This window comes from Streptosporangium oxazolinicum, assembly GCF_039537505.1.
Classification (GTDB): Bacteria; Actinomycetota; Actinomycetes; order Streptosporangiales; family Streptosporangiaceae; genus Streptosporangium; species Streptosporangium oxazolinicum.
Map to the genome: position 1 here is coordinate 148,831 of NZ_BAABAQ010000001.1, position 20,241 is coordinate 169,071.

At 66.0% G+C, this 20,241-nt stretch carries 34 protein-coding genes; all 34 read right to left on the reverse strand.

The features are described 5' to 3' along the window. Nucleotides 1-121: 121 nt before the first annotated feature. Nucleotides 122-682 (reverse strand): 50S ribosomal protein L17, encoded by a 561-nt coding sequence (rplQ, locus tag ABD817_RS00645; RefSeq protein WP_344913753.1) that lies wholly within the window; start codon nucleotides 680-682, stop codon nucleotides 122-124. Nucleotides 683-835: 153 nt separating this feature from the next. After that, the gene (locus ABD817_RS00650; RefSeq protein ID WP_344913756.1) at nucleotides 836-1,852 is read right to left on the reverse strand and encodes a DNA-directed RNA polymerase subunit alpha; all 1,017 of its coding nucleotides are present in this window, start codon (nucleotides 1,850-1,852) and stop codon (nucleotides 836-838) included. Nucleotides 1,853-1,952: 100 nt separating this feature from the next. Then, a complete protein-coding gene (rpsD, locus tag ABD817_RS00655) occupies nucleotides 1,953-2,579 on the reverse strand; it encodes a 30S ribosomal protein S4 (RefSeq protein ID WP_030912875.1) in 627 nt (208 codons plus the stop codon). Nucleotides 2,580-2,599: 20 nt separating this feature from the next. Then, a complete protein-coding gene (rpsK, locus tag ABD817_RS00660; RefSeq protein WP_012887860.1) occupies nucleotides 2,600-3,004 on the reverse strand; it encodes a 30S ribosomal protein S11 in 405 nt (134 codons plus the stop codon). 45 nt (nucleotides 3,005-3,049) lie between these two features. Then, nucleotides 3,050-3,430 (reverse strand): 30S ribosomal protein S13, encoded by a 381-nt coding sequence (gene rpsM / locus ABD817_RS00665; protein ID WP_344913759.1) that lies wholly within the window; start codon nucleotides 3,428-3,430, stop codon nucleotides 3,050-3,052. Between the two features lie 210 nt (nucleotides 3,431-3,640). Next, complete coding sequence (rpmJ, locus tag ABD817_RS00670) at nucleotides 3,641-3,754, reverse strand: 50S ribosomal protein L36 (RefSeq protein ID WP_003956441.1); 114 nt, start codon at nucleotides 3,752-3,754, stop codon at nucleotides 3,641-3,643. A gap of 25 nt (nucleotides 3,755-3,779) precedes the next feature. After that, nucleotides 3,780-4,001 (reverse strand): translation initiation factor IF-1, encoded by a 222-nt coding sequence (infA, locus tag ABD817_RS00675; protein ID WP_012887858.1) that lies wholly within the window; start codon nucleotides 3,999-4,001, stop codon nucleotides 3,780-3,782. 598 nt (nucleotides 4,002-4,599) lie between these two features. After that, nucleotides 4,600-5,067: a hypothetical protein gene (locus tag ABD817_RS00680; RefSeq protein ID WP_344913762.1), complete on the reverse strand. Its 468-nt coding sequence runs from the start codon at nucleotides 5,065-5,067 to the stop codon at nucleotides 4,600-4,602. Nucleotides 5,068-5,178: 111 nt separating this feature from the next. Next, the gene (locus ABD817_RS00685) at nucleotides 5,179-5,628 is read right to left on the reverse strand and encodes a DUF1707 SHOCT-like domain-containing protein (RefSeq protein ID WP_344913763.1); all 450 of its coding nucleotides are present in this window, start codon (nucleotides 5,626-5,628) and stop codon (nucleotides 5,179-5,181) included. Between the two features lie 32 nt (nucleotides 5,629-5,660). Further along, entirely contained in the window at nucleotides 5,661-6,479 is an 819-nt protein-coding gene (gene map / locus ABD817_RS00690) for a type I methionyl aminopeptidase (protein WP_344913766.1), read from the reverse strand. 123 nt (nucleotides 6,480-6,602) lie between these two features. After that, nucleotides 6,603-7,253 carry an adenylate kinase gene (locus ABD817_RS00695; RefSeq protein WP_344913769.1) on the reverse strand — a complete coding sequence of 217 codons (651 nt, stop codon included), beginning with the start codon at nucleotides 7,251-7,253 and terminating at the stop codon, nucleotides 6,603-6,605. Beyond that, the gene (gene secY, locus ABD817_RS00700; protein ID WP_344913772.1) at nucleotides 7,253-8,572 is read right to left on the reverse strand and encodes a preprotein translocase subunit SecY; all 1,320 of its coding nucleotides are present in this window, start codon (nucleotides 8,570-8,572) and stop codon (nucleotides 7,253-7,255) included. Before secY ends, ABD817_RS00695 begins: the two co-directional genes overlap by 1 nt. Nucleotides 8,573-8,751: 179 nt before the next feature. Beyond that, a complete protein-coding gene (gene rplO, locus ABD817_RS00705; protein WP_344913775.1) occupies nucleotides 8,752-9,207 on the reverse strand; it encodes a 50S ribosomal protein L15 in 456 nt (151 codons plus the stop codon). A 2-nt stretch (nucleotides 9,208-9,209) separates the two neighbouring features. Further along, complete coding sequence (gene rpmD, locus ABD817_RS00710; protein ID WP_012887849.1) at nucleotides 9,210-9,392, reverse strand: 50S ribosomal protein L30; 183 nt, start codon at nucleotides 9,390-9,392, stop codon at nucleotides 9,210-9,212. A gap of 3 nt (nucleotides 9,393-9,395) precedes the next feature. Beyond that, the gene (gene rpsE, locus ABD817_RS00715) at nucleotides 9,396-10,028 is read right to left on the reverse strand and encodes a 30S ribosomal protein S5 (protein ID WP_329089955.1); all 633 of its coding nucleotides are present in this window, start codon (nucleotides 10,026-10,028) and stop codon (nucleotides 9,396-9,398) included. Nucleotides 10,029-10,101: 73 nt separating this feature from the next. Continuing rightward, nucleotides 10,102-10,485 carry a 50S ribosomal protein L18 gene (rplR, locus tag ABD817_RS00720; RefSeq protein ID WP_344913778.1) on the reverse strand — a complete coding sequence of 128 codons (384 nt, stop codon included), beginning with the start codon at nucleotides 10,483-10,485 and terminating at the stop codon, nucleotides 10,102-10,104. A 2-nt stretch (nucleotides 10,486-10,487) separates the two neighbouring features. Next, nucleotides 10,488-11,030 carry a 50S ribosomal protein L6 gene (gene rplF, locus ABD817_RS00725; RefSeq protein WP_344746701.1) on the reverse strand — a complete coding sequence of 181 codons (543 nt, stop codon included), beginning with the start codon at nucleotides 11,028-11,030 and terminating at the stop codon, nucleotides 10,488-10,490. Nucleotides 11,031-11,048: 18 nt separating this feature from the next. Continuing rightward, entirely contained in the window at nucleotides 11,049-11,447 is a 399-nt protein-coding gene (gene rpsH / locus ABD817_RS00730) for a 30S ribosomal protein S8 (RefSeq protein ID WP_329089949.1), read from the reverse strand. A gap of 147 nt (nucleotides 11,448-11,594) precedes the next feature. Then, nucleotides 11,595-11,780, reverse strand: coding sequence for a type Z 30S ribosomal protein S14 (locus tag ABD817_RS00735; RefSeq protein WP_012887844.1), 186 nt, complete (start codon nucleotides 11,778-11,780; stop codon nucleotides 11,595-11,597). A gap of 2 nt (nucleotides 11,781-11,782) precedes the next feature. Beyond that, entirely contained in the window at nucleotides 11,783-12,361 is a 579-nt protein-coding gene (rplE, locus tag ABD817_RS00740) for a 50S ribosomal protein L5 (RefSeq protein WP_329089947.1), read from the reverse strand. Further along, nucleotides 12,358-12,681: a 50S ribosomal protein L24 gene (rplX, locus tag ABD817_RS00745; RefSeq protein ID WP_344913783.1), complete on the reverse strand. Its 324-nt coding sequence runs from the start codon at nucleotides 12,679-12,681 to the stop codon at nucleotides 12,358-12,360. Before rplX ends, rplE begins: the two co-directional genes overlap by 4 nt. Beyond that, entirely contained in the window at nucleotides 12,681-13,049 is a 369-nt protein-coding gene (gene rplN / locus ABD817_RS00750) for a 50S ribosomal protein L14 (protein WP_012887841.1), read from the reverse strand. Before rplN ends, rplX begins: the two co-directional genes overlap by 1 nt. Nucleotides 13,050-13,237: 188 nt before the next feature. Then, nucleotides 13,238-13,519 (reverse strand): 30S ribosomal protein S17, encoded by a 282-nt coding sequence (gene rpsQ / locus ABD817_RS00755; RefSeq protein WP_326635528.1) that lies wholly within the window; start codon nucleotides 13,517-13,519, stop codon nucleotides 13,238-13,240. Next, entirely contained in the window at nucleotides 13,512-13,748 is a 237-nt protein-coding gene (gene rpmC / locus ABD817_RS00760; protein WP_030912909.1) for a 50S ribosomal protein L29, read from the reverse strand. Before rpmC ends, rpsQ begins: the two co-directional genes overlap by 8 nt. Then, nucleotides 13,748-14,167, reverse strand: a complete 420-nt coding sequence (gene rplP, locus ABD817_RS00765; protein WP_030912912.1) for a 50S ribosomal protein L16 — start codon at nucleotides 14,165-14,167, stop codon at nucleotides 13,748-13,750. The genes rpmC and rplP overlap by 1 nt, the downstream gene beginning before the upstream one ends. A gap of 2 nt (nucleotides 14,168-14,169) precedes the next feature. Beyond that, nucleotides 14,170-15,045: a 30S ribosomal protein S3 gene (rpsC, locus tag ABD817_RS00770; RefSeq protein ID WP_344913787.1), complete on the reverse strand. Its 876-nt coding sequence runs from the start codon at nucleotides 15,043-15,045 to the stop codon at nucleotides 14,170-14,172. Next, on the reverse strand, nucleotides 15,045-15,398 hold the full coding sequence (gene rplV / locus ABD817_RS00775; RefSeq protein WP_030912916.1) for a 50S ribosomal protein L22: 354 nt from the start codon (nucleotides 15,396-15,398) through the stop codon (nucleotides 15,045-15,047). The genes rpsC and rplV overlap by 1 nt, the downstream gene beginning before the upstream one ends. Before the next feature lie 64 nt (nucleotides 15,399-15,462). Then, nucleotides 15,463-15,741: a 30S ribosomal protein S19 gene (gene rpsS, locus ABD817_RS00780; protein WP_012887835.1), complete on the reverse strand. Its 279-nt coding sequence runs from the start codon at nucleotides 15,739-15,741 to the stop codon at nucleotides 15,463-15,465. An 11-nt stretch (nucleotides 15,742-15,752) separates the two neighbouring features. After that, on the reverse strand, nucleotides 15,753-16,589 hold the full coding sequence (gene rplB, locus ABD817_RS00785; RefSeq protein ID WP_329089941.1) for a 50S ribosomal protein L2: 837 nt from the start codon (nucleotides 16,587-16,589) through the stop codon (nucleotides 15,753-15,755). A gap of 91 nt (nucleotides 16,590-16,680) precedes the next feature. Beyond that, entirely contained in the window at nucleotides 16,681-16,983 is a 303-nt protein-coding gene (rplW, locus tag ABD817_RS00790) for a 50S ribosomal protein L23 (RefSeq protein WP_030912923.1), read from the reverse strand. Next, nucleotides 16,983-17,630, reverse strand: coding sequence for a 50S ribosomal protein L4 (gene rplD, locus ABD817_RS00795; protein ID WP_344913790.1), 648 nt, complete (start codon nucleotides 17,628-17,630; stop codon nucleotides 16,983-16,985). The genes rplW and rplD overlap by 1 nt, the downstream gene beginning before the upstream one ends. After that, entirely contained in the window at nucleotides 17,627-18,280 is a 654-nt protein-coding gene (rplC, locus tag ABD817_RS00800; protein WP_344913793.1) for a 50S ribosomal protein L3, read from the reverse strand. Before rplC ends, rplD begins: the two co-directional genes overlap by 4 nt. Nucleotides 18,281-18,294: 14 nt before the next feature. Beyond that, a complete protein-coding gene (gene rpsJ, locus ABD817_RS00805) occupies nucleotides 18,295-18,603 on the reverse strand; it encodes a 30S ribosomal protein S10 (protein WP_030912931.1) in 309 nt (102 codons plus the stop codon). 333 nt (nucleotides 18,604-18,936) lie between these two features. After that, the gene (tuf, locus tag ABD817_RS00810) at nucleotides 18,937-20,130 is read right to left on the reverse strand and encodes an elongation factor Tu (protein WP_344913796.1); all 1,194 of its coding nucleotides are present in this window, start codon (nucleotides 20,128-20,130) and stop codon (nucleotides 18,937-18,939) included. Nucleotides 20,131-20,241: the final 111 nt, after the last annotated feature.

Consider the following 20,241-nt stretch of genomic DNA (forward strand, 5'->3'; position numbering starts at 1 on the left):
GTTCCTTTCGGGGATCACGAGCTCTCCGTGGCCTTCTCCGGAGGTTTCGGAGGTGGGAGAACGGAACGGGCCCGGCGCCCCCGCAGAGGGGGTGCCGGGCCCGTTCACGGGGCCTGGGAGATCAGGCGTTGTCCTTCTTGGCCTCGGTCTCCTCGGCGGGAGCCTCGGTCGTCTCCTCGGAGGCCTTCGTCTCCTCGGTGGTCTCGGCCTTGGCCTCGTCGGCCTCGGTCTTCTCGACCTTGGCCTCCTCCGCCTTGGTCTCCTCCGCCTTGGGCGCGGTGGCCTGGGCGGCGGCCGGGGTCTGGCCGACCTTGACCGTGTTCAGCGGCTCGGACACCAGCTCGATCACGGCCATGGGGGCGGCGTCGCCCTTGCGGAGGCCGATCTTGGTGATCCGGGTGTAGCCACCGGGACGCTCGGCGAAGGTCGGGGCGATCTCGGTGAAGAGGTGGTGGACGACGCCCTTGTCCTTGACGATCGTCAGCACCTGGCGACGGTTGTGCATGTCGCCCTTCTTCGCCTTGGTGATCAGCTTCTCCGCCACCGGACGCAGACGCTTCGCCTTTGCCTCGGTGGTCTTGATCCGGCCGTGCTGGAACAGCTGGGTGGCGAGGTTCGCCAGGATCAGCCGCTCGTGGGCCGGGCTGCCGCCGAGACGGGCACCCTTGGTGGGCCTAGGCATAACGTTCTCCTTGGGAGTAAACCCGCCCCGGCCGTACGAGGTACCGGGGTCGGGCCGGGGGCCGGAAGGGCCCCCGTCATCGTGAAACTCGGTGACACACGACGTGACGGTGAGTCACCCGGTGTCACGGAACGCCATGAGGCGTCCCGGGACTCAGTACTGCTCGGTCTCGGCGTAGGCGCTGTCGTCGTCGTCGTAGCCGCCGCCGGCCACCGCGCTCGGGTCGAACCCGGGCGGGGAGTCCTTGAGCGCGAGCGTCATCTCGTGCAGCTTCTGCTTGACCTCTTCGATGGACTTGGCACCGAAGTTTCTTATGTCGAGAAGGTCCTGCTCGCTGCGGGCCACGAGCTCACCCACGGTGTGGATGCCCTCGCGCTTGAGGCAGTTGTAGGAGCGGACCGTGAGGTTCAGCTCCTCGATCGGCAGCGCCAGGTCGGCGGCGAGGGCCGCGTCCGTCGGCGACGGGCCGATGTCGATGCCCTCGGCCTCGACGTTCAGCTCGCGGGCGAGACCGAACAGCTCGACGAGGGTCTTACCGGCGGAGGCCACCGCGTCGCGGGGCTTCATGCACGGCTTGGTCTCGACGTCCAGGATCAGACGGTCGAAGTCGGTGCGCTGCTCGACTCGGGTCGCCTCGACCTTGTAGGTGACCTTGAGCACCGGGGAGTAGATGGAGTCGATCGGGATGCGGCCGATCTCCTGGCCCGGCTGCTTGTTCTGCGCGGCGGAGACGTAGCCGCGACCGCGCTCGACGGTCAGCTCCATCTCCAGCTTCGCCTTGCCGTTCAGGGTGGCGATGCGCAGCTCGGGGTTGTGCACCTCGACACCGGCCGGGGGCGCGATGTCGGCGGCGGTGACGTCACCGGGGCCCTGCTTGCGCAGGTACATCACCACGGGCTCGTCGTGCTCGGAGGAGACGACCAGGTCCTTGAGGTTCAGGATGATGTCGGTGACATCCTCCTTGACGCCCGGCACGGTGGTGAACTCGTGCAGCACGCCCTCGATGCGGATGCTGGTCACGGCCGCGCCCGGGATGGACGACAGCAGCGTGCGGCGCAGCGAGTTGCCGATGGTGTAGCCGAACCCCGGCTCCAGCGGCTCGATGATGAACTTGGACCGGGTCTCCTCAAGGGATTCCTCAAGGAGGGAGGGACGCTGAGCGATCAGCATGTGAAAATCTCCCTTGCGTGGCGACGCCCGCTATTTGACGCCGCTCGAACAACAGCATAGGTGCCGTACGGCGAATCGCCGCACGGCACCTGAGGAGCCGCTACTTGGAGTAGAGCTCGACGATCAGCTGCTCCTGGACCTGGGTGTCGATCTGCTGACGGACCGGGAGCTGGTGGACCAGGACGCGCAGCGCGTCCGGGACGACGCCCAGCCACGCCGGGTACGTCTTGTCACCGGCGGTGGCGCGGGCCACCTCGTAGGGCAGGAGGTTGCGCGACTTCTCGCGGACCTCGACGATGTCGTGCTCGCGCACGCGGTACGACGGGATGTCGACCTTCTTGCCGTTCACCAGGATGTGCCCGTGACGGACCTGCTGGCGGGCGGCGTCGCGCGACTCCGCGAAACCGGCGCGGTAGACCACGTTGTCGAGACGGCTCTCCAGGATCTGGAGGAGGTTCTCGCCGGTCTTGCCGGTCTTGCGGTTGGCTTCCTCGTAGTAGTTGTGGAACTGCTTCTCGAGGACGCCGTAGATGCGGCGGGTCTTCTGCTTCTCACGAAGCTGGAGCTGGTACTCAGACTCCTTGGGACGGCCGCGGCCGTGCTCACCCGGCGGGTAAGGACGGATCTCGATGGGGCACTTCGCGGACTCGCACTTCTTGCCCTTGAGGAAGAGCTTGGTCTTCTCCCTGCGGCAGAGCTTGCAGTCCGCACCCGTGTAACGAGCCATTTTCTATCTTCTCCTGGGCGTCAGACGCGGCGGCGCTTGGGCGGGCGGCAGCCGTTGTGCGGCACGGGGGTGACGTCCTGGATGGACCCGACCTCGAGGCCGGTCGCCTGCAGCGACCGGATCGCGGTCTCACGGCCGGAGCCGGGGCCCTTGACGAAGACGTCGACCTTGCGCATGCCGTGCTCCATGGCGCGGCGGGCGGCGTTCTCCGCGGCCATCTGCGCCGCGAACGGGGTGGACTTACGGGAGCCCTTGAACCCGACGTGGCCGGCGCTGGCCCAGGAGATCACGTTCCCACTCGGGTCGGTGATCGAGACGATCGTGTTGTTGAACGTGCTCTTGATGTGGGCGTGCCCGTGAGCGACGTTCTTCTTTTCCTTGCGACGCACCTTCTTGGGTGCGCCCTGGCGGCTCTTAGGAGGCATTCTTTGCCTTCACTCCTGAGGTCTTCGGTCCTGCGGCTACGCGGACTACTTCTTACCGGGCTTCTTCTTGCCGGCCACGGTCTTCTTCTTGCCCTTACGGGTGCGCGCGTTGGTCTGCGTACGCTGACCGTGCACGGGAAGGCCACGGCGGTGCCGGATGCCCTGGTAGCACTGAATCTCGATCTTGCGACGGATGTCGGCCTGAACTTCGCGACGGAGGTCACCCTCGATCTTGTAGTTCGCCTCGATGTAGTCGCGCAGCGGCACCAGCTCTTCGTCGGTCAGCTGGTGAACCCGCAGGTCACCGCTGACGCCGGTGGCCTTGAGGGTTTCGAGCGCACGGGTGCGGCCGATTCCGAAAATGTAGGTGAGAGCGATCTCCAGCCGCTTGTCGCGGGGGAGGTCTACACCAACCAGGCGAGCCATGGTCGGGCATTCTCCTTCGTTGTGGCGGAGGTCCTGCGCCTCACTTCCCCTCCCCATGCCCGGGGTGAGGGCCCCGGCCTCCGACCGGGGGTCTCCTGCGGGGTACGGCGCGAGCCGCCTGCGCAGGTGTGAGACACGATTACGTGAAAGCCCCACATGGATCGAGTCCGCCTCTTGGAGCGGACTCTTACGGGGCCTTGTTTGGAGCGACTAACCCTGACGCTGCTTGTGGCGCAGGTTGTCGCAGATCACCATGACGCGACCGTGCCGGCGAATCACCTTGCACTTGTCACAGATCTTCTTGACGCTCGGCTTGACCTTCATAGTCCTATTCGTCCCTCAGACGCGCTTACTTGTATCGGTAGACGATCCGCCCACGACTGAGGTCGTAGGGGCTCAGTTCGACGACAACCCTGTCGTCAGGAAGGATCCGGATGTAGTGCATCCGCATCCGCCCGCTGATGTGGGCCAGGACCTTATGGCCGTTGTCGAGTTGCACCCGGAACATCGCGTTCGGGAGCGACTCAACCACAGTGCCCTCGATCTCGATGGCGCCGTCTTTCTTGGCCATGTCCCTCGCGTTTCACTGATCGGTCGTCTGAGGCTTCGGAACACTAAGCAGCCGCGACCCAGCGCTTCGATGAGAGCGGCGGTTGCGACACCGCCGATGCGCAATGGTCATAGTGAACCGAAGAAGGAGTGTACGGCACCGGGCGAGGAAATGCGAAACACACGGCCGGCACCTTGACACAACCGCTACAAAGGATACCGCAGATCCCGAGCGGGACGGGCGAGACGGCTCGACGTGCGAATACTCGTGCCCCCATTGTGGCATGTCCGGCCAGGTCAGGCCAGCATCGCGGCGGCGGGGCCGACCGGGTCGGGCCGTCGCTCCCCGCCCCGATCGGGCCCGTCTACCGCCCGCCGCGTCCCGTCGCACCCGCGACACGGAAAGGCCCCCCGGCGACCCGGCGCCGGGGGGCCTGTTCGGCCAACCTTATCGATCATCGTTCGTCGGCCGGTTTTCCGTGATCGAGACTTCTCGATCGACGTTCCCCGCCCGACACTCCTCGGTCACGTCCCGCCGAAGTCCCGCCGAAAGGGTCACCTCCCGCTGAAAGGCCCCCCCGCCCTCACCGGGCCTCCCTTCCGGCGGCCGCCGGAAGGCCTCAGAAGGCGTCGCCCCAGCGGCCGCAGTCGTCGAACCTGTCGGTGCCCTCGCAGACCCGGATCTTGAAGTCGTCGAAGCCGCTGCTCTTCTTGAACCCGCCGAACTTGTTGAAACCGGAGTTGCCGAAGGTGTTGAACACCTTGGTGTGCGAGCCGAACCTGTCGTGCCACTTGAACCACACGTAGCTGCGCTGACGGTCACGGTCACGGTCGAACAGGTCGCCGTAGAACCAGTAGCGGCCGCCGCTGCTGGTCCAGTAGCCCTTGAAGTAGGAGCGCTTGCCGAAGCTCTCGCCACCGCCGAAGCCCGAGTAGTACGGACCGAAGAAGTGCTTGTTCGACGCCTGGGTCTCCTGGACCGCGGCGGCGGACCCGGCCGAGGCCATCGCCGACGGGGCGGCGACCACACCCGCGGCCAGCGAACCCGCCAGGGCCGCTCCGACCAGGGCTGTACGGATCTTGCTCATGGGATCTTCCTCCTGTGAAACGGGGTCTCGCTGTTCGGACACCGCTCACGTTAGGAAGATTCGACGCGCCCTTCTGTGGAGGAATGCACACTCAACGCCCAGGGTGCACTATTACCGGTTCTTCTCCCGCCCCTGGCCGCCGGCGATCGTCGACACCAGCAACACCACGCCCCAGGGGCCCATGACCCACAGGGGCCACGGATAGGGAAAGTCGTCGCCGGTCAACCCGATGATGAGCCAGATCATCCAGTTGACGCCGCTGGCCATCGCCCAGACGGCCCAGGCCTCCGACAGCTTCTTGTTCCCCGCCTCCTTCCCCGCGCCCGCCCTGGCACGCTCAGGGGCGCGGGAAGGGACCTCTGGGAGCAGGCGCAGGTCGACGTCGGGAAGATCGGAGGTCAGCACGGCGAGCTCGCCGTACGTCTTGCTGGTGTAGAGCTGTTCGAGGCGCTCGTCGAACTCCTCCGTGGTCAGGCGGCCCTGCGCGTAGTGCTCCCTCAGGACCGAGGCGACCTTGTCGCGATCTCCGTCGGAGGCTCGCATCTCCGGACCAGCCGCCATGTCAACCACATCCGCTCGCCGGCGGGCCCGGACTAGCCCGCGTCTCCCAACAGGTCGGCAAGCCGCTCTCTTCCCCCGTCAAGGGCGGTCAGTACCCAAGGACCATTATGTGTCACGGCGACGCTGTGTTCGAAGTGCGCGGAGACCTTCCCGTCGATCGTGACCACGGTCCAGTCGTCGGCCAGCACCTTGGTCCTGTCCGTCCCGAGGTTGACCATCGGCTCGACGGCGAAGCACATGCCCGGCTCGAACTTCGGGCCCCGGCCCGGCTTGCCGTGGTTGGCCACCCACGGGTCCATGTGCATCTCGGTGCCGATGCCGTGGCCGCCGTACTCCTGCGGGATGCCGTAGCGCCCCTGGGAGCGGACGTACTTCTCCACCTCGTGCCCGATGTCGGACAGGTGGCGGCCCACGGTGAGCGCGGCGATGCCCCGCCACATGGCCTCCTCGGTCACCCTCATCAGCTCGGTCAGCGTGGGATCCACCTCACCCACCGGGACCGTGACGGCCGAGTCGCCGTGCCAGCCGTCCAGGATGGCGCCGCAGTCGATCGAGATGATGTCGCCCTCCTCCAGCGGACGGCGATCACTCGGGATGCCGTGGACGACCTCGTGGTTGACCGAGGCGCAGATCGTCGCGGGGAAACCCTGGTAGCCCTTGAAGGAGGGGATCGCCCCCTCGTCCCTGATCGCCTTCTCCGCGATCGCGTCGAGGTCCAGGGGCGTCATGCCCGGCTGGACGCTCTCGCGCAGGAGCTGCAGGGTACGGCCGACCACGAGGCCGGCCGCCCGCATCTTGTCCACCTGCTCGGGCGTCTTCATCTGGATTCCATGCTTGTTCTTCTTGAACACGTGCACACCCCCTGGGGGTTCAACGGGCGGTTCGGGACCCCAATTCCCCCGATTCTGCCCTAAATGACAGCACGCCACCCATGGGAAACCCACGGGTGGCGTGCACTACCTGCTATCGCTTCGCTAGTCGATGAAGGGGTTCAGAGCCTCCATCGCGCGCTGGGTGACCTCTTCCACCGGACCGGTGGCGTCCACGCCGACCAGGATGCCCTCGTCGGCGTAGAAGGAGACCAGAGGCGCCGTCTGCTCCTGGTAGACCTCCAGGCGGTGCCTGACGGTCGTCTCCTTGTCGTCGTCCCGCTGGTACAGCCGGCCGTTACAGGCGTCGCAGATGTCGTCCTTCTTGTCGTCGAAGTCGACGTGCCAGATGGTGCCGCACTGGCTGCAGGTCCGGCGACCCGCGAGCCTGCGGACGACCTCCTCGTCTTCGACCACGAGCTCCAGGACGACGTCCAGACCGACCTCGAGCTCAGCGAGGATCTTCTTCAGGATCTCGGCCTGCGGCACGTTCCTGGGGAAGCCGTCGAGCAGGAAACCGTCCTGCGCGTCGTTCTCGGCGAGACGGTCGCGGACCATCGCGATGGTGACCTCGTCGGGCACGAGGTCGCCGCGGTCCATGTATTCCTTGGCAAGCTTGCCGAGCTCCGTGCCGCCCGAGACGTTGGCGCGGAAGATGTCCCCTGTCGAAATCTTCGGGATCGACAGGTTCGATGCGACGAACTGGGCCTGTGTCCCCTTACCCGCTCCGGGGGGCCCGACCAGGACGAGGCGCACTACTTCAGGAAGCCTTCATAGTTGCGCTGCTGCAGCTGGCTCTCGATCTGCTTCACGGTGTCAAGGCCGACACCAACCATGATCAGAATGCTCGTCCCTCCGAACGGGAAGTTCTGACTCGCGCCGACGAGCGCCAGCGCGACGATCGGCACCATGGAGATCAGGCCCAGATACAGCGCGCCAGGAGCGGTGAGTCGCGTGAGCACGTAGTTCAAGTACTCAGCCGTCGGGCGACCCGGGCGGATGCCCGGGATGAACCCACCGTACTTCTTCATGTTGTCGGCGACTTCAACGGGGTTGAAGGTAATCGACACGTAGAAGTACGTGAAGAAGACGATAAGCAGGAAGAAAGTGATCATGTACGTCGGGGTGGTCCCGCCGCCGCCGAACTCCTGCGAGATCCACTGGATGATCGGGTGCGGCTCTTCCTGGGTGTTCGTGAAGAGCGTCGTGATCAGCTGCGGGAGGTAGAGCAGCGAGGAGGCGAAGATGACCGGGATGATGCCGGCCTGGTTGACCTTCAGCGGGATGTAGGTCGACGTCCCGCCGTACATCCTGCGGCCGACCATGCGCTTGGCGTACTGCACCGGGATCCGGCGCTGTGCCTGCTCCACCATCACGACCAGGGCGATCATCGCGATACCGACGACGATGACCACGGCGAAGACGAAGCCGCCCTTCTGGCGGGCGATGTTCAGCAGCTCGGACGGGAAGACCGCGATGACCTGCGTGAAGATCAGGATGGACATGCCGTTGCCGATGCCGCGATCGGTGATCAGCTCGCCCAGCCACATGACGACGGCGGTGCCGGCGGTCATGGTCAGCACCATCGTGACGATGGCGAAGACGTTGTCCTTGTCGAGGAGGATCTCCTCGCGGCACTGCGGGAACAGCTGGCCGCTGCGGGCCAGGGCGATGAAGGCGGTCGATTGCAGGACCGCCAGGCCGACCGTCAGGTAACGTGTGTACTGCGTGATCTTGGTCTGCCCGGCCTGTCCCTCCTTCTTGAGGGCCTCCAGGCGCGGGATGACCACGACGAGCAGCTGAAGAATGATGCTCGCGGTGATGTACGGCATGATGCCGAGAGCGAAAACGGAGAGTTTCAGCAGGGCGCCGCCGCTGAACAGCTGCACCATTCCGTAGATGTTGCCCGCGTCCCCCGCCTGCGCCTGGGTGAGACAACGACTGATGTTCTCGGTATGCACACCCGGAGTCGGCAGGACCGACCCAAGTCGGAACAGCGCGATGATGCCCAAAGTGAAGAGCAGCTTCTTACGCAGGTCCGGCGTACGGAACGCTCGGGTAAATGCGGTCAGCACGGTCCCTCCTGCGCGCCTGAAAGGCGAGGTCGGTCAGCGATGGTGCGGGGGTGTTCCATCTTTGCCATATCCAGTCAATGAGCCCAAGGAAATGAGTCGAGGCCCACTGTCCAGCGAACTCTAACGCACTACGGGCGCGGGAGCCCATTACGAGCCCCCGCGCCGCGTGATGATAGCGCCTACAGCTCGGAGACGGAGCCTCCGGCAGCGGCGATCTTATCCTTGGCGCTCGCCGAGAAGGCATGCGCCTCCACGTTCAACGCCACGGAGATGTCACCGGTTCCCAAAACCTTGACGAGCTGGTTCTTGCGAACCGCGCCCTTGGCGACGAGCGCCTCGACGGTGACGTCGCCACCGTCGGGGAACAGCTCGCCGAGCCTGTCGAGGTTGACGACCTGGTAGGTCGTCTTGAACAGGGCGTTCGAGAAGCCCTTGAACTTGGGCAGGCGCCGCTGCAGCGGAACCTGGCCACCCTCGAAGCCGAGCGGGACCTTGTTCCTGGCCCTCGTGCCCTTGGTGCCACGACCCGCGGTCTTGCCCTTGGACGCCTCGCCGCGACCCTTGCGGATCTTCGACTTGTTGGCGCCGGGGGCCGGACGCAGGTGGTGGATGCGGAGCGGAGTGTTCTCTGCCATGTCTAGTCGACCTCTTCCACGGTGACGAGGTGCGTCACCACGGTGACCATGCCGCGGATCTCCGGGCGGTCCTCCTTGACGACGACGTCGCCGATTCGCTTCAGACCGAGCGAGCGCAGCGAGTCACGCTGGTTCTGCTTGCCACCGATCTTGGAACGGACCTGGGTAATCTTCAGGCGTGCCATGAACTAGCTCACCGCCTTCGCGGCCGCGGCCTCCGCGAGGCCCTCGGCGCGAGCCTTGAGCATCCTCTTGGGGGCGACGTCCTCGATCGGGAGGCCACGGCGGGCCGCGATCTCCTCGGGGCGGCTGAGGCCCTTCAGGGCCGCCACGGTGGCATGCACGATGTTGATCGGGTTGTCCGAGCCGAGCGACTTGGACAGCACGTCGTGGATACCGGCGCACTCCAGCACGGCGCGCACCGGGCCACCGGCGATGACGCCGGTACCGGGCGAGGCCGGGCGCAGGAAGACGACGCCCGCGGCCTCCTCCCCCTGCACGATGTGCGGGATGGTGCCCTGGATGCGGGGCACCTTGAAGAAGTGCTTCTTGGCCTCTTCGACACCCTTGGCGATCGCCGCGGGCACCTCCTTGGCCTTGCCGTAGCCGACGCCGACCATGCCGTTGCCGTCACCGACGATGACGAGGGCGGTGAAGCTGAAGCGACGACCACCCTTCACGACCTTGGCGACTCGGTTGATCTTCACAACGCGCTCGATGTACGAGACGCCCTTGTCAGCGTTTCCACCGCGGCGATCGTCACGACGACCGTCACGCCGCTCGCCACCGGCGGCGCCACCGCGACGCGGTGCTCCAGCCATTAGTGGTTCCTCTTCTCATTCGTAAGACGGGCCATCGGTTGCGATCCTGGATTGCGATCCTGGGACGGAGTCATCAGAACTCCAGTCCGCCTTCGCGTGCGCTGTCCGCCAGCGCCGCGATGCGGCCCGCGTAGCGGTTGCCACCCCGGTCGAACACGACCGCGGTGATCCCGGCTGCCTTGGCCCGCTGAGCGAGAAGCTCGCCGACCTGCTTGGCCTTGTCGGTCTTGGCGCCCTCCGCCGAGCGCAGGGAGGCGTCCATGGTGGACGCGCTCACCAGCGTGTGGCCCTGGGTGTCGTCGACGATCTGCACGAAGAGGTGCTTCGTGGAGCGGTTGACGACCAGGCGCGGACGCGTGGCCGTACCGGCCACCTTCTTGCGGACTCGGCCGTGGCGGCGGGCCCGCGAGACGGCGCGGGCGGCCGTGTGCTTGCCGAACGCAGTCTTGCCAGCCATGCCTACTTACCAGCCTTTCCGACCTTGCGGCGGATAACTTCACCCTGGTAGCGCACGCCCTTGCCCTTGTACGGGTCGGGCTTGCGCAACTTGCGGATGTTCGCGGCGATCTCGCCGACCTTCTGCTTGTCGATGCCGTCCACGTGGAACAGCGTCGGCCTCTCGACGCGGAAGGTGACACCCTCGGGGGCGTCGACGATCACCGGGTGGCTGAAGCCGAGAGCGAACTCGAGCTGAGTCGGGCTCTTGGCCTGCACGCGGTAACCGACGCCCACGATCTCCAGGGTCTTCGAGTAACCCTGGGTCACACCGGTCACCATGTTGGCGACCAGGGTGCGAGACAGGCCGTGCAGCGCGCGGACCTTGTTCTCGTCGTTGGGACGGGTGACGTTCAGGTTGCCGTCGTCACCCTTCGCGATCGCGATCGGTTCCGCGACCGTGTGTGAGAGCGTGCCCTTGGGGCCCTTGACCGTGACGTCCCGGCCGTCGATGGCGACGTCCACTCCGTTCGGTACGGGGATGGGCAGCCGTCCGATTCTTGACATGCTGTTCGTTCTCCCCTCTTACCAAACGAAGGCGAGGACTTCCCCGCCCACTCCACGCTTGCCGGCCTGCTTGTCCGTCATGAGACCGCCGGACGTCGAGATGATCGCGACGCCCAGTCCGCCCAGGACTCGGGGCAGGTTGTCCTTCTTTGCATAGACCCGCAGGCCGGGCTTGGAGACCCGGCGCAGGCCCGCGAGGGACCGCTCACGGGTCGGCCCGAACTTCAGCTCCACCACGAGGTTCTTTCCGACCTTGGCGTCTTCGACGCTCCAGGACTGGATGTAACCCTCCTGCTGGAGGATCTCGGCGATGTGCGCCTTGATCTTCGAGTACGGCATCGCCACGCTGTCGTGGTACGCCGAGTTCGCGTTTCGCAGACGCGTCAGCATGTCTGCGATCGGGTCGGTCATCGTCATGGCCGGTGGCCTTCCTCACCGCGGTTTCCACAGGGGACCTACGGTGCGGTCGTGGGCGCCTGTGATCGGCGCCCGGTGAATACGACTATCTATGTGCGGCCGGTGCCGCGCGCGGGCCCGTGATCGCTCACGGGGCCGCGCGGAGGGCTACCAGCTCGACTTGGTGATGCCGGGCAGCTCGCCCCGGTGCGCCATCTCGCGGAAGCAGATGCGGCACAGGCCGAACTTCCTGTAGACGGCGCGGGGACGACCACAGCGCGAGCACCGAGTGTACGCCCGGACCTCGAACTTGGCCTTGCGAGCAGCCTTGACCTTGAGCGACGTCTTCGCCATGATCAGGCCTCCTTGAACGGGAATCCGAGCTGCTTCAGCAGCGCCCGGCCCTGGTCGTCGGTCTTAGCGGTGGTCACGACCGTGATGTCCATGCCACGCTGGCGGTCGACCTTGTCCTGGTCGATCTCGTGGAACATGACCTGCTCGGTGAGACCGAAGGTGTAGTTCCCGTTGCCGTCGAACTGCTTGGGCGACAGACCGCGGAAGTCACGGATGCGGGGCAGCGCCAGCGAGAGCAGCCGGTCGAGGAACTCCCACATGCGGTCACCGCGCAGCGTGACGTGCGCGCCGATCGGCATGCCCTCGCGCAGCTTGAACTGGGCGATGGACTTGCGGGCGCGGACGACCGCCGGCTTCTGGCCGGTGATCACGGTGAGGTCGCGGACGGCGCCTTCGATGAGCTTCGAGTCGCGCGCGGCCTCGCCGACGCCCATGTTCACCTTGATCTTGGTGATGGTGGGCACCAGCATGATGTTCTCGAACTCGAACTGCTCGTTCAGCTTCGCGATGATCTCTTCGCGGTAACGCTGCTTGAGGCGCGGGAGGGCCCGCTGTCCGGTCTCGGTGGTGTTAGCGGTCATCGGTTGTCCTCACCCGTCTCCTCGGAGGCGGCCTCGGCCGACTCCTTCTTGGCGGGCTTGTCGTCCTTGGCGGGCTTCTCATCCTTGAGCTTCTTGACGTTGCTCACGTGGATGGGGGCCTCCATGGTCTGCACGCCACCGGCCTTGGCGCCGCGCGGACCCTGGTTGGTCTCCTTGGAGTGCTTCTTGACCATGTTGACGCCCTCGACCACCACGCGCTCGTCGCGCGGGTGGGCGGCGATCACACGACCCTTGGCACCCTTGTCCTTGCCGGCGATGACCAGGACGAGGTCACCCTTCTTCACATGAAGCTTCGGCATTACAACACCTCCGGCGCGAGCGAGATGATCCGCATGAACTTCTTGTCACGCAGCTCACGTCCGACGGGACCGAAGATGCGGGTGCCCCGGGGGTCACCGCTGTCCTTGATGATGACGGCGGCGTTCTCGTCGAAGCGGATGTAGGAACCGTCGGGACGACGGCGCTCCTTGACGGTGCGGACGATGACGGCCTTGACCACATCGCCCTTCTTCACGGTGCCGCCGGGGATGGCGTCCTTGACCGTGGCGACGATGATGTCGCCGATTCCCGCGTAACGGCGGCCCGAGCCACCGAGAACACGGATGCAAAGGACTTCCTTCGCACCGGTGTTGTCGGCGACCTTGAGCCGCGACTCCTGCTGGATCACTTGAACTCCTGTTTGTCTCGCCGGTTCTCACCCGTCGCTCCGTGGGTGAGCCTTGCGGAACCTGCTGGTCTTTTTCCCCCGGCGACAGCCCGTCTCAGGACCGCCGCCGCAGGCGGGGCGAAGATCGCTTCGCCCCCTTGGACGCCGTCATGGGGGGTGACGGTGTCACCCCCCACGAGGCGCGTTGCCTACTTGGCCTTCTCGAGGATCTCGATGACCCGCCAGCGCTTGCTGGCGGACAGCGGCCGGGTCTCCATCAGGAGGACACGGTCGCCGACACCGCAGGTGTTGGCCTCGTCGTGCGCCTTGTACTTGGTCGTCCTGCGGATGACCTTGCCGTACAGGGGGTGCTTGACGCGGTCCTCGACAGCGACCACGACAGTCTTGTCCATCTTGTCGCTGACGACCAGACCCTCACGGGTCTTGCGGTAGTTCCGCGTCTCGGTCGTGGTTTCCGTGGCCTCAGCCATCGATCGACTCCTTCTCTACCGTGACGATTCCGAGCTCCCGCTCGCGCATCACGGTGTAGATACGGGCGATCTCGCGGCGGACGGCGCGCAGCCGCCCGTGGCTCTCCAACTGGCCGGTCGCTGCCTGGAAGCGGAGGTTGAACAGCTCCTCCTTGGCTTCCTTCAGCTTCGTGACCAGGGTGTCCTGGTCTTCCACCCGCAGCTCACCGGCGGTCAGGCCCTTAGCCATCACGCCTCACCCACTTCACGCTTGACGAACCGGCACTTCATCGGCAACTTGTGCATCGCACGACGCAGGGCTTCGCGAGCCACCGGCTCGGCGACACCCGACAGCTCGAACATGATGCGGCCGGGCTTGACGTTGGCGATCCACCACTCCGGCGAACCCTTACCGGAACCCATGCGGGTCTCGGCGGGCTTCTTCGTGAGGGGGCGGTCCGGATAGATGTTGATCCAGACCTTTCCGCCACGCTTGATGTGACGGGTCATCGCGATACGAGCCGACTCGATCTGGCGGTTGGTCACGTAGGAGTGCTCAATCGCCTGAATGCCGAACTCGCCGAACACGACCCTGGTGCCACCCTTGGCGGCGCCGTGACGGTCGGGCCGGTGCTGCTTGCGGTGCTTGACCCTGCGCGGGATCAGCATGGTCAGCTCCCTTCAGCACCCGGCTGCGCAGCCGGGCCGGTCTCGGGGGCAGCCTGCGAGGCCGCCTCGTTCCTGGGGGCGGCGGAGCCGCCGGCACGCTCGCCACGACCGGCACCGGCGCCACGACGGGCGCCACCGGCGCCGCCACGACGGGGACGGTCGCCGCCACCGGCACCGGGGCCGCGACGGTCGTCGCGGTCACGACGCTGGCCGGCGCGAGCACCGGCGGCGGCCGCCTCGCGCTCGGCGCGGCTGGTCGGAGCCTCACCCTTGTAGATCCACACCTTCACGCCGATGCGGCCGAAGGTGGTGCGGGCCTCGTACAGGCCGTAGTCGATGTCCGCGCGGAGGGTGTGCAGGGGCACGCGGCCCTCGCGGTAGAACTCCGAACGGGACATCTCGGCGCCGCCGAGACGACCGGAGCACTGCACCCGGATGCCCTTGGCGCCGCTCTTCATCGCCGACTGCATCGCCTTGCGCATGGCACGGCGGAACGAGACACGGCTGGACAGCTGCTCGGCCACACCCTGGGCGACGAGCTGAGCGTCGATCTCAGGGTTCTTGACCTCGAGGATGTTCAGCTGGACCTGCTTCTTGGTCAGCTTCTCGAGGTCACCGCGGATCCGGTCCGCCTCGGCGCCGCGGCGGCCGATGACGATGCCCGGACGGGCGGTGTGAATGTCGACCTGTACCCGGTCGGTGGTCCGCTCGATCTCCACCTTGGAGATGCCGGCCCGCTCCATGCCCTTCTTGAGCATGCGGCGGATCGCCACATCCTCGGCGACGTACGACTTGTAGAGCTTGTCGGCATACCACCGGCTCTTGAAGTCGGTCGTGATGCCGAGGCGGAACCCGTGCGGGTTAACCTTCTGACCCACTAGCGGGTCCTCCCCTTCGGCTCGCGGGACTCCACGATCACGGTGATGTGGCTGGTCCGCTTGTTGATCCGATAGGCACGACCCTGAGCACGGGGACGAAACCGCTTCAGCGTCGGGCCCTCGTCGACCCAGGCACGGCTCACGAAGAGCGTGTCACGGTCGAGTTTGAAGTTGTGCTCCGCGTTGGCAATGGCGCTCGAGAGCACCTTGTACACGGTCTCGCTCGCCGACTGGGGAGCGAACTGCAGCACGGCCTGCGCCTCCGAAGCGGGCAGCCCGCGAATGAGGTCCACCACACGGCGGGCCTTCATGGGCGTGTGGCGCGCGAACCGCGCCTGAGCCCTGGCTTCCATCGCTTACTCCTCTTACCCTTCGTTTCGGTCGAGTCCGTCTCTCGACGTCCTCTTCCTGAGGCGCTTATCGCCGGCTGCGGCGGTCTTCCTTGACGTGGCTGCGGAAGGTTCGCGTCGGAGCGAACTCACCCAGCTTGTGGCCGATCATCGACTCGGTGACGAACACCGGGACGTGCTTGCGGCCGTCGTGAACGGCGATCGTGTGACCGAGCATGTCGGGCACGATCATGGAGCGCCGCGACCACGTCTTGATGACGTTCTTGGTGCCCTTCTCGTTCTGGACATCCACCTTCTTCTGAAGGTGGTCGTCCACGAAGGGACCCTTCTTAAGGCTACGTGGCATTTTGGCTGCTCCTACCGCTTCTTCCGCTTGGTACGACGGCGGATGATCAGCCGGTCGCTGGCCTTGTTCGCCGCACGGGTACGTCCCTCGGGCTTGCCCTTGGGGTTGACGGGGTGACGACCGCCGGAGGTCTTACCCTCACCACCACCGTGCGGGTGGTCGACCGGGTTCATCGCGACACCGCGGACGGTGGGGCGCTTGCCCTTCCACCGCATGCGTCCGGCCTTACCCCAGTTGATGTTGGCCTGCTCGGCGTTGCCGACCTGGCCGATCGAGGCCCGGCAGCGAACATCGACCTGGCGCATCTCACCGGAGGGCATACGCAGCGTGGCGTACTGGCCCTCCTTGGCGAGGAGCTGGATCTGCGCGCCGGCGGACCGGCCCAGCTTGGCGCCACCGCCCGGACGGAGCTCCACCGCGTGGATGAAGGTACCGGTCGGGATGTTGCGCAGCGGGAGGCAGTTACCCGGCTTGATGTCGGCCGTGGGGCCGTTCTCGATGTTGTCGCCCTGCTTCAGGCCGGTCGGGCAGAGGATGTAGCGCTTCTCCCCGTCGGCGTAGTGCAGCAGCGCGATGCGGGACGTGCGGTTCGGGTCGTACTCGATGTGAGCGACCTTGGCCGGGATCCCGTCCTTGTCGTGACGCCGGAAATCGATGATCCGGTAGGCGCGCTTGTGGCCACCACCCTGGTGACGGGTGGTGACTCGGCCGTGGACGTTACGGCCACCCTTGCTGTGCAGGGGTGCAAGCAGCGACTTCTCGGGCGTGCTGCGCGTGATCTCGGCGAAGTCCGAGACGCTGGCGCCGCGGCGACCCGGGGTCGTCGGCTTGAGTTTACGGATGCCCATCTTTTTCGTTCATCCTTCGTCGGTTAATCCGGTCGAATGCCCCTCACCAGACGGTGAGGGGCGTTCTCCCTGTACTTACTGAGCGAGCGCGTCAGCCGATCTGGCCGAAGATGTCAATCCGGTCACCCTCGACCAGGCTGACGATGGCTCGCTTGGTGGCCGGGCGCTGGCCGTAGCCGAACCTGGTCCGCTTCCGCTTGCCCTGGCGGTTGATGGTGTTGACGCTGGCGACCTTGACACCGAAGATCTTCTCAACGGCGATCTTGACCTGCGTCTTGTTGGCCGTCTTCCGCACCAGGAACGTGTACTTGTTGTGCTCGTCGATCAGGCCGTAGCTCTTCTCGGAGACAACCGGCTTGATGATGATGTCGCGCGGGTCGGCGATCTTCTCCATCAGGCGTCTTCCTTCCCGCTCTTGCCCAGGCGCGCCACGATCTGGTCGTACGCGTCCTGAGTGAAGACGACGTCGTCGTAGCAGAGCACGTCGTAGGTGTTGAGCTGCCCGGCGTCCAGGAGGTGGACCTCGGGAGCGTTGCGCAGGCTCAGCCAGCTGAGCTCGTCACCCTCGTCGACGACGACCAGGACGCTGCGGGCCTTGGTGATCCTGCGAAGCGACTCGAGAGCCGCCTTGGTCTTCGGGGTCTCCCCCTCGACCAGACCGCTGACCACGTGAACGCGGCCGCCGGTCGCCCGGTCGGACAGGGCCCCGCGCAGGGCGGCGGCCTTCATCTTCTTGGGAGTCTTCTGCGAGTAGTCCCGCGGGACCGGGCCGTGGACGGTGCCACCGCCGGTGAACTGCGGGGCGCGGGTCGAACCCTGGCGGGCGCGGCCGGTGCCCTTCTGGCGGTACGGCTTCTTGCCGCCGCCTCGGACCTCACCGCGGGTCTTCGCCTTGTGGGTGCCCTGCCGGCGAGCGGCGAGCTGGGCCACGACGACCTGGTGGATCAGCGGGATGTTGACCTTCGTGCCGAAGATGTCCTCCGGCAGGTCGACGGTGCCGGCCTTCTCACCGCGTACGTCGAGGACGTCAATGGTGCTCACTTGGCAGCCCCCTTCTTGGCGGCGGTGCGGACCAGGACCAGGCTGCCGTTGGCGCCGGGGATCGCACCCTTGATCAGGATGAGACCCTTCTCGACGTCCACGGCGTGAACCTTGAGGCTCTGGACGGTCGTGCGGACGTTGCCCATCCGGCCCGCCATGCGCACGCCCTTGAAGACGCGGCCGGGGGTGGCGCAGCCACCGATGGAACCGGGCGAGCGGTGCTTGCGCTGCGTACCGTGCGAGGCGCCGAGGCCCTTGAAGCCGTGGCGCTTCATGACACCCGCGTACCCCTTGCCCTTGCTCTTGCCCGTCACGTCGACGAACTGGCCGGCCTCGAAGGTGTCGGCGAGGAGCTCCTGGCCCAGGGTGTAGTCGCTCGCGTCGTCGGTGCGGATCTCCGCGAAGTAACGGCGCGGGGTGATGTCGTGCTTGCGCAGGTAGTCGCCGAGCGGCTTGTTGACCTTCCGCGGGTCGACCTGGCCGAAGCCCAGCTGGACGGCGGTGTAGCCGTCCTTCTCGGCGGTGCGGACGCGGGTCACGACGCACGGGCCAGCCTCGACGACGGTCACCGGGACCATCCGGTTGTCCGCGTCGAAGACCTGGGTCATGCCGAGCTTCTTGCCCAGGACGCCCTTGATCTTGTTAGCCATGTCAGTGCGTTCCCTCAGAGCTTGATCGAGATGTCAACGCCGGCGGGAAGGTCGAGTCGCATGAGCGAGTCGACCGTCTTCGGCGTCGGGTCGATGATGTCAATCAGCCGCTTGTGCGTGCGCATCTCGAAGTGCTCGCGGCTGTCCTTGTACTTGTGCGGCGAGCGGATGACGCAGTACACGTTCTTCTCGGTCGGCAGCGGCACCGGGCCCGCGACCTTGGCGCCAGTCCTTGTCACCGTCTCGACGATCTTCTTGGCCGAGACGTCGATGACCTCGTGGTCATAGGCCTTGAGCCGAATGCGGATCTTCTGTCCCGCCATAATGGCCTCGGTGTCCTTCACTGTCGTCTGAAAAAGTTACGTGCGGCCTGTTGCCGCTGTGTCATGGCCGGGCCCGTCTGGACGGTCCCGCCACGTCGTGCCGGAGCACGTCTCGCCCGGGGGGCGGCGTTCTCCGCACATGCCCCACGTAGCAGACGCTGTGAGTCCGCGCTTTCTTCCGTGATCTGGCAATTAGTTCGGTCATCCTTCGGCCGAACCAACTGCGAGATCACGGTTCGTGGGGTCCTGCCAGGCCCGCGCCCTGCGGCGCGGCCCTCTCGTGAGGCGGCGGCCGGCCCTGCTTCGAGGGCCGACCGCCACTCCGCGATCGTACTACTTGATGATCTTGGTCACTCGACCCGCACCGACGGTGCGGCCACCCTCACGGATGGCGAACTTGAGACCGTCCTCCATCGCGATGGGCTGGATCAGCGCGACGTTCATCTCCGTGTTGTCGCCGGGCATGACCATCTCGGTGCCCTCGGGGAGGTTCACCACGCCGGTCACGTCGGTCGTACGGAAGTAGAACTGCGGGCGGTAGTTGTTGAAGAACGGGGTGTGGCGACCGCCCTCGTCCTTGCTCAGGATGTAGACCTGGGCCTCGAACTCGGTGTGCGGGGTGGTCGTGCCCGGCTTGATGATGCACTGGCCGCGCTCGACGTCCTCGCGCTTGATGCCGCGCAGGAGCAGACCGACGTTGTCGCCCGCCTGGCCCTCGTCGAGGAGCTTGCGGAACATCTCGACACCGGTGACCGTGGTGGTGGTCTTGGTCTCCTTGATGCCGATGATGTCGACGGTCTCGTTGACCTTGACGATACCGCGCTCGATACGGCCGGTGACGACCGTGCCGCGACCGGTGATCGAGAAGACGTCCTCGATCGGCATCAGGAACGGCTTCTCGGTCTCACGGGTCGGCTCGGGGACGTTCTCGTCCACGGCGGTCATGAGCTCGATGATCGAGTCGCCCCACTTGGCGTCGCCCTCGAGCGCCTTCAGCGCCGAGACGCGGACGACCGGCAGGTCGTCGCCGGGGAACTCCTGGGCCGAGAGAAGCTCGCGGACCTCGAGCTCGACGAGCTCCAGGATCTCCTCGTCGTCCACCATGTCGGACTTGTTAAGGGCCACGACGATGTAGGGGACGCCGACCTGGCGGGCCAGGAGGACGTGCTCCTTCGTCTGCGGCATCGGACCGTCGGTGGCGGCGACCACGAGGATCGCACCGTCCATCTGAGCCGCACCGGTGATCATGTTCTTCACGTAGTCGGCGTGACCGGGGCAGTCCACGTGGGCGTAGTGGCGCTTCTCGGTCTGGTACTCGACGTGCGCGATGGAGATCGTGATACCACGAGCCTTCTCCTCGGGCGCCTTGTCGATCTTGTCGAACGGGGTCGCCTCGTTGAGGTTCGGGAAACGCTCGTGGAGCACCTTGGTGATCGCCGCGGTCAGAGTGGTCTTGCCGTGGTCGATGTGCCCAATGGTGCCGATGTTTACGTGCGGCTTGGTCCGCTCGAACTTGGCCTTGGCCACTGCTCTCTCCTTAGAGATTCTGACGTGACTTGCGTCTTCATATTCGGGCTTGGGGAGGCCGATCCTCTCGGAACCGGCCGACGAGAAAGCTCGCCCCGCACCCCTCCGGTG

What these genes read in the sequence shown, in the direction of transcription:
- rplQ (WP_344913753.1), bottom strand. Translation starts at nt 682, where the DNA reads ATGCCTAGGCCCACCAAGGGTGCCCGTCTCGGCGGCAGCCCGGCCCAC.
- ABD817_RS00650 (WP_344913756.1), bottom strand. Translation starts at nt 1,852, where the DNA reads ATGCTGATCGCTCAGCGTCCCTCCCTCCTTGAGGAATCCCTTGAGGAG.
- rpsD (WP_030912875.1), bottom strand. Translation starts at nt 2,579, where the DNA reads ATGGCTCGTTACACGGGTGCGGACTGCAAGCTCTGCCGCAGGGAGAAG.
- rpsK (WP_012887860.1), bottom strand. Translation starts at nt 3,004, where the DNA reads ATGCCTCCTAAGAGCCGCCAGGGCGCACCCAAGAAGGTGCGTCGCAAG.
- rpsM (WP_344913759.1), bottom strand. Translation starts at nt 3,430, where the DNA reads ATGGCTCGCCTGGTTGGTGTAGACCTCCCCCGCGACAAGCGGCTGGAG.
- rpmJ (WP_003956441.1), bottom strand. Translation starts at nt 3,754, where the DNA reads ATGAAGGTCAAGCCGAGCGTCAAGAAGATCTGTGACAAGTGCAAGGTG.
- infA (WP_012887858.1), bottom strand. Translation starts at nt 4,001, where the DNA reads ATGGCCAAGAAAGACGGCGCCATCGAGATCGAGGGCACTGTGGTTGAG.
- ABD817_RS00680 (WP_344913762.1), bottom strand. Translation starts at nt 5,067, where the DNA reads ATGAGCAAGATCCGTACAGCCCTGGTCGGAGCGGCCCTGGCGGGTTCG.
- ABD817_RS00685 (WP_344913763.1), bottom strand. Translation starts at nt 5,628, where the DNA reads ATGGCGGCTGGTCCGGAGATGCGAGCCTCCGACGGAGATCGCGACAAG.
- rplO (WP_344913775.1), bottom strand. Translation starts at nt 9,207, where the DNA reads ATGGCAGAGAACACTCCGCTCCGCATCCACCACCTGCGTCCGGCCCCC.
- rpmD (WP_012887849.1), bottom strand. Translation starts at nt 9,392, where the DNA reads ATGGCACGCCTGAAGATTACCCAGGTCCGTTCCAAGATCGGTGGCAAG.
- rpsE (WP_329089955.1), bottom strand. Translation starts at nt 10,028, where the DNA reads ATGGCTGGAGCACCGCGTCGCGGTGGCGCCGCCGGTGGCGAGCGGCGT.
- rplR (WP_344913778.1), bottom strand. Translation starts at nt 10,485, where the DNA reads ATGGCTGGCAAGACTGCGTTCGGCAAGCACACGGCCGCCCGCGCCGTC.
- rplF (WP_344746701.1), bottom strand. Translation starts at nt 11,030, where the DNA reads ATGTCAAGAATCGGACGGCTGCCCATCCCCGTACCGAACGGAGTGGAC.
- rpsH (WP_329089949.1), bottom strand. Translation starts at nt 11,447, where the DNA reads ATGACGATGACCGACCCGATCGCAGACATGCTGACGCGTCTGCGAAAC.
- ABD817_RS00735 (WP_012887844.1), bottom strand. Translation starts at nt 11,780, where the DNA reads ATGGCGAAGACGTCGCTCAAGGTCAAGGCTGCTCGCAAGGCCAAGTTC.
- rplE (WP_329089947.1), bottom strand. Translation starts at nt 12,361, where the DNA reads ATGACCGCTAACACCACCGAGACCGGACAGCGGGCCCTCCCGCGCCTC.
- rplX (WP_344913783.1), bottom strand. Translation starts at nt 12,681, where the DNA reads ATGCCGAAGCTTCATGTGAAGAAGGGTGACCTCGTCCTGGTCATCGCC.
- rpsQ (WP_326635528.1), bottom strand. Translation starts at nt 13,519, where the DNA reads ATGGCTGAGGCCACGGAAACCACGACCGAGACGCGGAACTACCGCAAG.
- rpmC (WP_030912909.1), bottom strand. Translation starts at nt 13,748, where the DNA reads ATGGCTAAGGGCCTGACCGCCGGTGAGCTGCGGGTGGAAGACCAGGAC.
- rplP (WP_030912912.1), bottom strand. Translation starts at nt 14,167, where the DNA reads ATGCTGATCCCGCGCAGGGTCAAGCACCGCAAGCAGCACCGGCCCGAC.
- rplV (WP_030912916.1), bottom strand. Translation starts at nt 15,398, where the DNA reads ATGGAAGCCAGGGCTCAGGCGCGGTTCGCGCGCCACACGCCCATGAAG.
- rpsS (WP_012887835.1), bottom strand. Translation starts at nt 15,741, where the DNA reads ATGCCACGTAGCCTTAAGAAGGGTCCCTTCGTGGACGACCACCTTCAG.
- rplB (WP_329089941.1), bottom strand. Translation starts at nt 16,589, where the DNA reads ATGGGCATCCGTAAACTCAAGCCGACGACCCCGGGTCGCCGCGGCGCC.
- rplW (WP_030912923.1), bottom strand. Translation starts at nt 16,983, where the DNA reads ATGGAGAAGATCGCCGACCCGCGCGACATCATCATCAAGCCGGTTGTC.
- rplC (WP_344913793.1), bottom strand. Translation starts at nt 18,280, where the DNA reads ATGGCTAACAAGATCAAGGGCGTCCTGGGCAAGAAGCTCGGCATGACC.
- rpsJ (WP_030912931.1), bottom strand. Translation starts at nt 18,603, where the DNA reads ATGGCGGGACAGAAGATCCGCATTCGGCTCAAGGCCTATGACCACGAG.